The 8,747-nt window shown below is 73.6% G+C and carries 9 protein-coding genes and 1 pseudogene; 7 read left to right on the forward strand and 3 right to left on the reverse strand.

Annotated features, from left to right (window positions below):
• The coding region (locus tag Q6969_RS10155; RefSeq protein WP_317230335.1) for a class I SAM-dependent methyltransferase at positions 1–806 on the reverse strand (806 nt) is incomplete at its 3' end.
• Positions 807–841: 35 nt separating this feature from the next.
• On the opposite strand from Q6969_RS10155, the gene Q6969_RS10160 reads away from it, so the two are divergent.
• The gene (locus Q6969_RS10160; RefSeq protein WP_317230336.1) at positions 842–1,597 is read left to right on the forward strand and encodes a phosphoglyceromutase; all 756 of its coding nucleotides are present in this window, start codon (positions 842–844) and stop codon (positions 1,595–1,597) included.
• 96 nt (positions 1,598–1,693) lie between these two features.
• Here Q6969_RS10160 and phoU read toward each other — a convergent pair whose 3' ends face one another.
• A complete protein-coding gene (gene phoU / locus Q6969_RS10165; protein ID WP_012039182.1) occupies positions 1,694–2,347 on the reverse strand; it encodes a phosphate signaling complex protein PhoU in 654 nt (217 codons plus the stop codon).
• A gap of 207 nt (positions 2,348–2,554) precedes the next feature.
• Here phoU and Q6969_RS10170 point away from each other — a divergent pair, with 207 nt between their 5' ends.
• Together Q6969_RS10170 and Q6969_RS10175 are read left to right on the forward strand one after the other, a co-directional pair.
• Positions 2,555–3,718, forward strand: a complete 1,164-nt coding sequence (locus tag Q6969_RS10170) for an ATP-binding protein (protein WP_317230337.1) — start codon at positions 2,555–2,557, stop codon at positions 3,716–3,718.
• On the forward strand, positions 3,715–4,395 hold the full coding sequence (locus Q6969_RS10175; protein ID WP_094116512.1) for a response regulator transcription factor: 681 nt from the start codon (positions 3,715–3,717) through the stop codon (positions 4,393–4,395). Before Q6969_RS10170 ends, Q6969_RS10175 begins: the two co-directional genes overlap by 4 nt.
• Before the next feature lie 84 nt (positions 4,396–4,479).
• Here Q6969_RS10175 and Q6969_RS10180 read toward each other — a convergent pair whose 3' ends face one another.
• Positions 4,480–5,046 carry a hypothetical protein gene (locus tag Q6969_RS10180; RefSeq protein ID WP_317230338.1) on the reverse strand — a complete coding sequence of 189 codons (567 nt, stop codon included), beginning with the start codon at positions 5,044–5,046 and terminating at the stop codon, positions 4,480–4,482.
• A 165-nt stretch (positions 5,047–5,211) separates the two neighbouring features.
• Between Q6969_RS10180 and Q6969_RS10185 the strand changes: the two genes are divergently transcribed.
• The 4 genes and pseudogenes from Q6969_RS10185 to Q6969_RS10200 form a co-directional block, all read left to right on the forward strand.
• Positions 5,212–5,694, forward strand: coding sequence for a CarD family transcriptional regulator (locus Q6969_RS10185; RefSeq protein WP_094116510.1), 483 nt, complete (start codon positions 5,212–5,214; stop codon positions 5,692–5,694).
• 43 nt (positions 5,695–5,737) lie between these two features.
• Positions 5,738–6,970, forward strand: a complete 1,233-nt coding sequence (gene ispD / locus Q6969_RS10190) for a 2-C-methyl-D-erythritol 4-phosphate cytidylyltransferase (protein ID WP_317230339.1) — start codon at positions 5,738–5,740, stop codon at positions 6,968–6,970.
• A gap of 83 nt (positions 6,971–7,053) precedes the next feature.
• Complete coding sequence (cysS, locus tag Q6969_RS10195; protein WP_317230340.1) at positions 7,054–8,508, forward strand: cysteine--tRNA ligase; 1,455 nt, start codon at positions 7,054–7,056, stop codon at positions 8,506–8,508.
• Positions 8,498–8,747: pseudogene (locus Q6969_RS10200) on the forward strand (23S rRNA (guanosine(2251)-2'-O)-methyltransferase RlmB); the annotation flags it as partial. The gene cysS and the pseudogene Q6969_RS10200, both read left to right, overlap by 11 nt.

Genomic DNA, 8,747 nt, shown 5'->3' on the forward strand with positions numbered 1-8,747 from the left:
GGCCGCACCTCCGACCACGGCACCGTCAGCTCGCCCAGCCGCCACCGGGCGGGCCCCGCCTCGACGGGCACGCCGGCGTCGCGCAGGCGCCGGACGGCGCCCAGCCACTGCTGCCGCGGGCCGTACACGCCGAGCGGCGCGCTGAGGATCCAGCTCCGGTCGAGGAGCGCCAGCAGCCCGTGGACGCGCTCGCCGGGCACGTTGCGGTGGATGAGGGCCTTCGGCAGCCGCTCCGCCACGATCGACGGCAGCGCGAGCCCCGCCAGCCGCAGCGAGATCGTGAGGCTCCGCGGTCCGTCCTCGCGCACGTCCACCCAGCTGGCGACGCGGCCGATCTCGTCGCACGTGCCCTCGACCACCGATCCCCCGGGGGCGAGCCGCGCGGCCATCCGCTCCCACGCGGCCGGCACCTCGGACTCGTCGTACTGCCGGAGGACGTTGAACGCGCGGATCACCGTGGCGCGCTCGCCGCCCGGCAGGGGCACCTCGAACCCGCCGCGCACGAACGACACCCGATCCCGCGCCGCGGCGTCGGGCCACTCGGCGAGCTGCGTGCGGGCGCGGGCCACGCGTCCCGGCTCGATCTCGATGCCCACCACGCGCACGTCGGGACGCGCGTCCCGCAGCCGCCGGTGCATCTCGAGCGCCGTGATGCCGCTCGCGCCGTACCCGAGGTCGACCACCAGCGGGGCGGCTGCGGTGCGCAGGGAGTCGAGGGTCGCGATCCACCGGTCCACGCGCCGGAGGCGGTTCGTGTTGGTCGTCCCGCGTGTCACGGAGCCGACGGGGGAGGCGGCGCCCGGCATGGGTCCAGTCTCCCATCGCTCGGTAGGCTGGCGGCATGGCTGACTCCCGCACCCTCGTCCTGCTGCGTCACGGCAACAGCGACTGGAACCAGAAGAACCTGTTCACCGGATGGGTGGACGTCGAGCTGAGCGAGCAGGGCGTCGCGGAGGGGCAGCGCGCCGGCGAGCTCCTCGCCGAGTCCGGCATCCTCCCCGACGTGCTGCACACCTCCGTCCTCATCCGCGCCATCGACACCGCCAACATCGCGCTCAAGCGCGCCGGCCGCTCCTGGATCCCCGTCCAGCGCACCTGGCGCCTCAACGAGCGCCACTACGGCGCGCTCCAGGGCAAGGACAAGGCGCAGACCCTCGCCGAGTACGGCCCCGAGCAGTTCGCCACCTGGCGCCGCTCGTTCGACGTGCCGCCGCCCCCCATCGCCGACGACGACGAGTTCTCGCAGTCGGGCGACCCCCGCTACGCGGACCTCGGCGACGCCCTGCCCCGCACCGAGTGCCTGAAGGACGTCATCGAGCGGATGCTGCCCTACTGGGAGTCCGACATCCAGCCCGACCTCGCGTCCGGCCGCACCGTGCTGGTCACCGCGCACGGCAACTCGCTGCGCGCCCTCGTGAAGCACCTCGACGGCATCTCCGACGCGGACATCGCCGAGCTCAACATCCCGACCGGCATCCCGCTCGTCTACCGCCTCGACGAGGACTTCCGCCCGATCGTCCCCGGCGGCGAGTACCTCGACCCGGAGGCCGCCGCCGCCGGCGCCGCGGCCGTGGCCGCGCAGGGCAGCAAGGAGTAGGCACGCTGGCCGCAGCGCGCGGCCCGCACGACGAGAGCCCGGCCGGATCATCCGGTCGGGCTCTCGTCGTGCGCGCCGTCACGCGGCGCGCACGGGTCAGGCGTCGGCCTGCACCCAGTCGCCCGTGGCGAGGTACTGCACGGTCTTCGCGATCGACACGGCGTGGTCGGCGAAGCGCTCGTGGTACCGGCTCGCGAGGGTCGAGTCGACCGTGTCGACGGCCGCGCCCTTCCAGGTCTCGCCGAGCACCTTGTCGAAGACGCTGAGGTGCAGCTCGTCGATGCGGTCGTCGTCGTTGCGGATCTCCTCGGCGAGCTTGGGGTCCTCGGTGGTGAGGAGGTCCGTGAGCTTGCGGGCGATGGCGACGTCGAGCTGGCCGAGCTCCAGGAACGTGGGGCGGAGCGACTTCGGCACCACCTTGTCCGGGAAGCGGTAGCGGGAGAGCTGCGCGATGTGCTCGGCGAGGTCGCCCATGCGCTCGAGCGAGGCGCTGATGCGCAGCGCGCTCACGACGATGCGGAGGTCGCGGGCGACGGGCTGCTGGCGGGCGAGGATGTTGATCGCGAGCTCGTCGAGGCTCGTGGCGAGCTCGTCGATGCGACGGTCCTGCTCGATGACGGTCTCGGCGAGGCTGACGTTCGACTCGTTGAACGCCCGGGTGGCGTTCTCGATGGAGATGGCGACGAGCGCGGAGATCTCGATGAGACGCTCCTGGACCTCGTGGAGCTCCTGCTGGAACACTTCGCGCATGGGGGGACGTCCTCTCAGTCCGCCCCGCTGCAGGAGGGACGGGGTGGTTCTCGGGCAGAGCGGACCCCGGGTGCCGGGTCCACGTCATCCGACTCTGGTCAAGCGAGGTTAACGCACGGTGCCGTCGAGCTGAATTCGCGCCCTCGCTCCGCGGATGACGGGACCCCGGGACCCGGACGGCCCCGTGCCGTCTCCTAGTCTGGGCGCATGGACACCGGTGCGTTGGTGCTCGTCTGCCTCGTCATCGGACTGGCGGTGGGCGCGGGATTCGTGTGGCTGCTGCACCACGCGGCGGACCGCGGCGACCGCGCCGTCGAGATCACCAACCCGGTCGTCCCCGACGGCGTCGACCAGGTCCTGGAGGCCCTCGAGTCCGCCGGCATCGTGCTCGACCCGTCGAACAACGTGATGAAGGCCTCGCCCGGCGCCATCTCCTCGGGCCTCGTCTTCCACCAGGCGCTCGTGCACCCCGAGCTCGTCGCCATGGTGGACCGCGTGCGCCGCTCGGGCGAGCCGATGGCCGAGGAGGTCTCGCTCGCCCGCGGCCCGTTCGGCGCGGCCGAGTTCCAGATGCACGTCCGTGTGGCCCGCCTCGGTGCGCGCTACGTGCTGCTGCTCGCGCAGGACCGCACGGAGTCGCACCGGCTCGACCAGGTGCGCCGCGACTTCGTCGCGAACATCAGCCACGAGCTGAAGACGCCCATCGGCGCGGTCGGGCTCCTCGCCGAGGCGCTCGACTCGTGCGCCGACGACGCGGTGCAGGTGCGCCGGTTCGCGGCCCGACTGACCACGGAGTCGTCCCGGCTCGCGCGCATCACCCAGGAGATCATCGAGCTGTCGCGCCTGGAGGCGGCGAACGCGCTGGAGAAGGCGGAGCCCGTCGACGTCGACCACGTGATCAGCGTGGCGCTCGACCAGGTGCGGCTCGGCGCGGAGCTCCGCGGCATCGAGCTCGCCCGCGGCAAGCGCTCGCGCTCCACCGTCTACGGCGACGAGGCCCTCCTCGTGGTCGCCGTGCACAACCTGCTGAGCAACGCGGTGAACTACTCGCCCGACGGCTCGCGCGTGGGCATCGGGGTCATGGTCGACGACGGCGCCGTGGAGGTCGTCGTCACCGACCAGGGCATCGGCATCCCCGAGGACGAGCAGGGCCGCATCTTCGAGCGGTTCTTCCGCGTCGACCAGGCCCGCGCCCGCGACACCGGCGGCACCGGGCTCGGCCTCAGCATCGTCAAGCACGTGGTGCAGAACCACGGCGGCGACGTCCGCGTCTGGTCCCGCCCGGGACGCGGCTCGACCTTCACCATCCGCCTCCCCGAGGCATCGCAGACGCCGGCTCTCGCCGGTACGGACATCGGAGAACCCACGTGACACGCATCATGCTCGTCGAGGACGAGGCGTCGCTCAGCGAGCCGCTCGCCTTCCTGCTCCAGCGCGAGGGGTACGAGATCGACGTCGTCGAGGACGGCCCGTCCGCCGTCGCGGCGTTCGACCGGGACGGCGCGGACCTCATCCTGCTCGACCTCATGCTGCCGGGGCTGCCCGGCACCGAGGTGTGCCGGGAGATCCGCACGCGCTCGGCCGTGCCGATCATCATGCTCACCGCCAAGGACTCCGAGGTGGACATCGTGGTCGGGCTCGAGCTCGGCGCCGACGACTACGTGACGAAGCCGTACTCCACGCGCGAGCTCCTCGCGCGGATCCGGGCGGTGCTCCGCCGCCGGGTCGAGGTCGACGACGAGCCGCTGAACGTGCTCGAGGTCGGCGCCGTGCGCATGGACGTCGAGCGCCACACCGTGGAGGTGGACGGCCGCGAGATCGCCATGCCGCTGAAGGAGTTCGAGCTCCTCGAGCTGCTGCTCCGCAACGCCGGGCGCGTGCTCACGCGCGGCCAGCTCATCGACCGCGTGTGGGGATCCGACTACTTCGGCGACACGAAGACGCTCGACGTCCACATCAAGCGCATCCGCTCCAAGATCGAGCGCGAGCCGTCCGACCCCGTCCTCCTCGTCACCGTCCGCGGGCTCGGCTACCGCTTCGAGGCGTAGGGGCCCGGGTCCGCGCATGACGGAGGCCCCGTCCCCCGAGGGGGACGGGGCCTCCGTCATGCGCTGCGGCCGGAGGACGGGCGACTAGTTCGTGTCGTCCTCGAGGCCCTCGTCGCCCTCGTCGGTGCCGGGGGTCGTGGTCACGGTGGTCTCGGGCGTGGAGCCCGAGCCGCCGGGGACCAGGCTCGTGTAGGTCTCCTGGTCGCCGTTCAGGACGGGCACGTCCATCTCGACGCCCTCGGCGTCGCCGTACTGGATGTAGATCTTGGTGAGCGACCCCGGGGTCGGCTCGACGGAGTCGAACACGATGCGCTGCGAGTCCTCGGCGCCGTAGGCGGTGAGGCCGGGTGCCGCCGTGACGGTGCGGGTCTCGCGCTCCGCGCTGCCCTCGGTGAGCTCGTGCTGGAACGCGACCCGCTGGCTGTCGCCGGAGTTGTTGACGAGCGTGACCACGAGGCTCGCGCCCGACGGGGAGTCGCCCTCGGTCAGCAGGATGGCGTTGCGCACCTCGATGTCGCCGACCGTGGCGTCGAAGCCGTCGCTCGGGAAGTAGGAGATCTGCGTGGCCTGGGGCGTGATGAAGGTGCAGGACGACGTGCCGACCGCGATCAGGGCCGCGAGGACGATGGACGATGCGGTACGCGCTCTCACGGGACCCTCCGGTTGTCGCACGGAGCCGGCGCCGGGGCGTCCGGGGGCGTCCGCGCGTGTATCAGCTGACCCGCCCAGCCTACGGGATCAGGTGCGGGACGGCCGCCCGCGGGCGCGCGCGACCCGACTGGTACCCTGATGGGCAGTCCAAGGAACGGGGAACCCATGCTCTTCGAGGTCGGCGAGACCGTCGTGTACCCGCATCACGGGGCGGCGACCATCATCGAGGTGAAGAAGCGCGTCATCCGCGGCGAGGAGAAGCTGTACCTCAAGCTCGACGTCAACCAGGGCGGCCTGCAGATCGAGGTGCCCGCGGAGAACGTCGACATGGTCGGCGTCCGCGACGTCATCGGCCGCGAGGGCGTGGAGCGGGTCTTCGAGGTGCTGCGCGCCGAGTTCACGGAGGAGCCCACCAACTGGTCCCGGCGCTACAAGGCGAACCTCGAGAAGCTCGCGTCCGGCGACGTGCTGAAGGTCGCCGAGGTCGTCCGCGACCTGTGGCGGCGCAACCAGGACCGCGGCCTGTCCGCGGGGGAGAAGAGCATGCTGCAGAAGGCGCGCGGCGTGCTCGTGGGCGAGCTCGCCCTCGCCGAGAAGACGGACGAGGAGCACGCCTCCACGATGCTCGACGAGGTCCTCGCCTCCTGATCCGCCCGCGTCGCCCGTCCCGGGCCGCCGGTAGCCTGACCGCATGAGCCACGACCCCGTCGTCCCGTCCGTCCGCGCGTCCGCCGACGGGGAGACGGCGGGACCCCGCCTCGGCGTCGTCGTCGTGGCGGCGGGCAGCGGCACGCGCCTCGGCGCCGGGATCCCGAAGGCGCTCGTCGAGGTCGGCGGGGCGACGCTGCTGGCCCGGTCGCTCGCGCGCGTCCTCGACCTCGCGGAGGAGTCCCACGTCGTCGTCGTCGCGCCGGGCACGCACCTCGCGGAGGCCTCGGCCGTGGCGGATGCCGTCGCGGGCGCGGCCCGCGGATCCGTCCAGGTGGTCGCCGGCGGGGCGACCCGGCAGGGATCCGTCCGCGCGGGGCTGGCGGCGCTCGCCGGATCCGTCGACACCGTCCTCGTGCACGACGCGGCCCGCGCCCTCACGCCGACCGCGCTCTTCGCCCGGGTCGCGGTGGAGGTCCGCACCCGGGGTGCCGGCGTCGTCCCGGGGCTCCCGGTCACCGACACGGTCAAGCGGGTGGATCCCGCGGGGGAGTGCCTCGGCACCGTGGACCGCAGCGACCTCGTCGGCGTGCAGACGCCGCAGGGCTTCCCGCGCGTCGCGCTCGACGGCGCCTACGCGGCCGCGACCGCGGAGCACACCGACGACGGCGCCCTCTTCCAGGCTGCGGGCGGCACCGTCCACGTCGTCCCCGGCGACGCGCTCGCCTTCAAGGTGACCACGGCGTGGGACCTGCGGCGGGCGGAGGAGCTCGTCGCGCGCTCGGAGGGCGTCGGGTCGGCCGCATCGCGCCTCCGCTCGGGGATCGGCACCGACGTGCACGCGGTCGACGGCAGCCAGCCGCTCTGGCTCGCGGGCCTGCTCTGGCCGGGCGAGGCGGGCCTCGCGGGGCACAGCGACGGGGACGCGGTGAGCCACGCCATGTGCGACGCCCTCCTCTCCGCCGCCGGCCTCGGCGACATCGGCGGGATCTTCGGCACCGACGACCCGGAGCTCGACGGCGCGCACGGCGACGTCTTCCTCCGCCGCACCGCCGAGCTCGTCCGCGAGGCGGGATACGGGATCGTCAACGTCGCCGTGCAGGTCATGGCCGTCCGCCCGAAGCTGTCGCCGCGTCGGGCCGAGGCCGAGCGGGTCCTCTCCGCCGCCGTGGGCGCGCCCGTCTCCCTCGCGGGCACCACCACCGACGGGCTCGGCTTCACGGGGCGCGGCGACGGGGTCGCCGCGGTCGCCACGGCGCTCGTCGAGCGGCTCTGACGGCGGCGCCCCCGGCCGGCGGCGGCCGCCTCCTCACCCGTCTCCCGGCGGGGGTCCGCACGCGCGCTGACTAGGATCTGTCTGTGACCCTGCGCCTCCATGACTCCCGGACGCAGTCCCTGCGGGACTTCGTGCCGCTCGTCGACGGCCGGGTCGGCATCTACGTCTGCGGTCCCACCGTGCAGTCGGCGCCCCACATCGGCCACCTCCGCTCCGCGCTCGCGTACGACCAGCTCCGGCGCTGGCTCACGCACCGGGGCCTCGACGTCACGCTCGTGCGCAACGTCACCGACATCGACGACAAGGTCATCGACAACGCCCGGCGCGGCCAGGAGGCGGGCGGCACGGAGCAGTGGTGGGCGCTCGCCTACCGCGTGGAGCTCGAGTTCGCGCGCGCGTACGCCGCCCTCGGGATCCTCCCGCCCAGCTACGAGCCCCGGGCCACCGCGAGCATCGGCGAGATGCAGGCCATCATCGCCCGCCTCGTGGAGCGCGGCCACGCCTACGCCGCCGACGACGGATCCGGCGACGTCTACTTCGACACCGCCTCCTGGCCCGGGTACGGCGAGCTCACGCGCCAGCGCGCGGCCGACATGGAGGCCGCCGCCGACGCCGACCCGCGGGCCAAGCGCGACGTGCGGGACTTCGCCCTCTGGAAGGGCGCCAAGCCCGGCGAGCCCGCGAGCGCGTCCTGGCCCTCCCCATGGGGTGCCGGACGGCCCGGATGGCACATCGAGTGCTCCGCGATGTCGACGCGCTACCTCGGCGCCGAGTTCGACATCCACGGCGGCGGCCTCGACCTCCGCTTCCCCCACCACGAGAACGAGCTCGCGCAGTCGCAGGCCGCGGGCGACCCCTTCGCGCGCTACTGGCTGCACAACGGCCTCGTCGCGGTCGCCGGGCAGAAGATGAGCAAGTCGCTCGGGAACTCGCTCTTCGCCGCCGACCTCCTCGCCGCGGCCCGCCCCGTGGTCGTCCGCTACTTCCTCGGATCCGCGCACTACCGCTCCACCCTGGAGTTCCACGACGGCGCGCTCGCCGAGGCCGAGGCCGCGTTCGACCGCATCGAGACGTTCCTCGACCGCAGCGCGCGCCGGCTGGCCGGGACCCGGTTCCAGGCGGCACCCGCATCGGAGGGCGCGGCACCCGCCGCGGTCCCCGCGGAGTTCGCCGAGGCGATGGACGACGACCTGAGCGTCCCGCAGGCGCTCGCCGTGCTGCACGACGCCGTCCGCGCGGGCAACGCCGCCCTCGACGCGGGCGACCTCCTGGAGGCGGCGTCGCTGCGGGCCGACGTCTCCGCGATGGTGGCGGTCCTCGGGATCGACCCGCTCTCCGACGAGTGGCGCACCGCCTCCGACCAGCCCGCGCGCCGTGCGCTGCAGGCGCTCGTCGAGCAGCGGATCGCCGAACGGCAGACCGCGCGGGAGGCCAGGGACTTCGCCCTCGCCGACCGCATCAGACAGGAGCTGGCCGAGGCCGGCATCACGATAGAGGACTCGCCTGGCGGGTCGCATTGGAGCATCGATGGCGAATAAGCCCAGCCGCTCAGGCGCGGTACGGAAGACCAAGAAGGGCCCGCTGAAGGGGTCGGGCGGGCAGGGCCGGCAGGCGCTGGAGGGCAAGAAGCCCACGCCCAAGGCCGAGGACCGGCCGTACCACCCCGCCGGCAAGCGCAAGCTCGCCAAGGACCGGTACGAGGCCGCGTCCGCGGGCGCCAACCGCGGGCGCGACGAGCGGGCCGAGCGCTCGGCCCCGCCGCGCGCCCGGGCCACCG

The organism is Clavibacter sp. MX14-G9D (assembly GCF_032917815.1).
GTDB classification, from domain to species: domain Bacteria; phylum Actinomycetota; class Actinomycetes; order Actinomycetales; family Microbacteriaceae; genus Clavibacter; species Clavibacter michiganensis_K.

Bases quoted from the DNA above. Each gene is read 5' to 3' on its own strand.
- Q6969_RS10185 (WP_094116510.1), top strand. From the start codon at position 5,212: ATGCTCTTCGAGGTCGGCGAGACCGTCGTGTACCCGCATCACGGGGCG.
- phoU (WP_012039182.1), bottom strand. From the start codon at position 2,347: ATGCGCGAAGTGTTCCAGCAGGAGCTCCACGAGGTCCAGGAGCGTCTC.
- ispD (WP_317230339.1), top strand. From the start codon at position 5,738: ATGAGCCACGACCCCGTCGTCCCGTCCGTCCGCGCGTCCGCCGACGGG.
- Q6969_RS10160 (WP_317230336.1), top strand. From the start codon at position 842: ATGGCTGACTCCCGCACCCTCGTCCTGCTGCGTCACGGCAACAGCGAC.
- Q6969_RS10170 (WP_317230337.1), top strand. From the start codon at position 2,555: ATGGACACCGGTGCGTTGGTGCTCGTCTGCCTCGTCATCGGACTGGCG.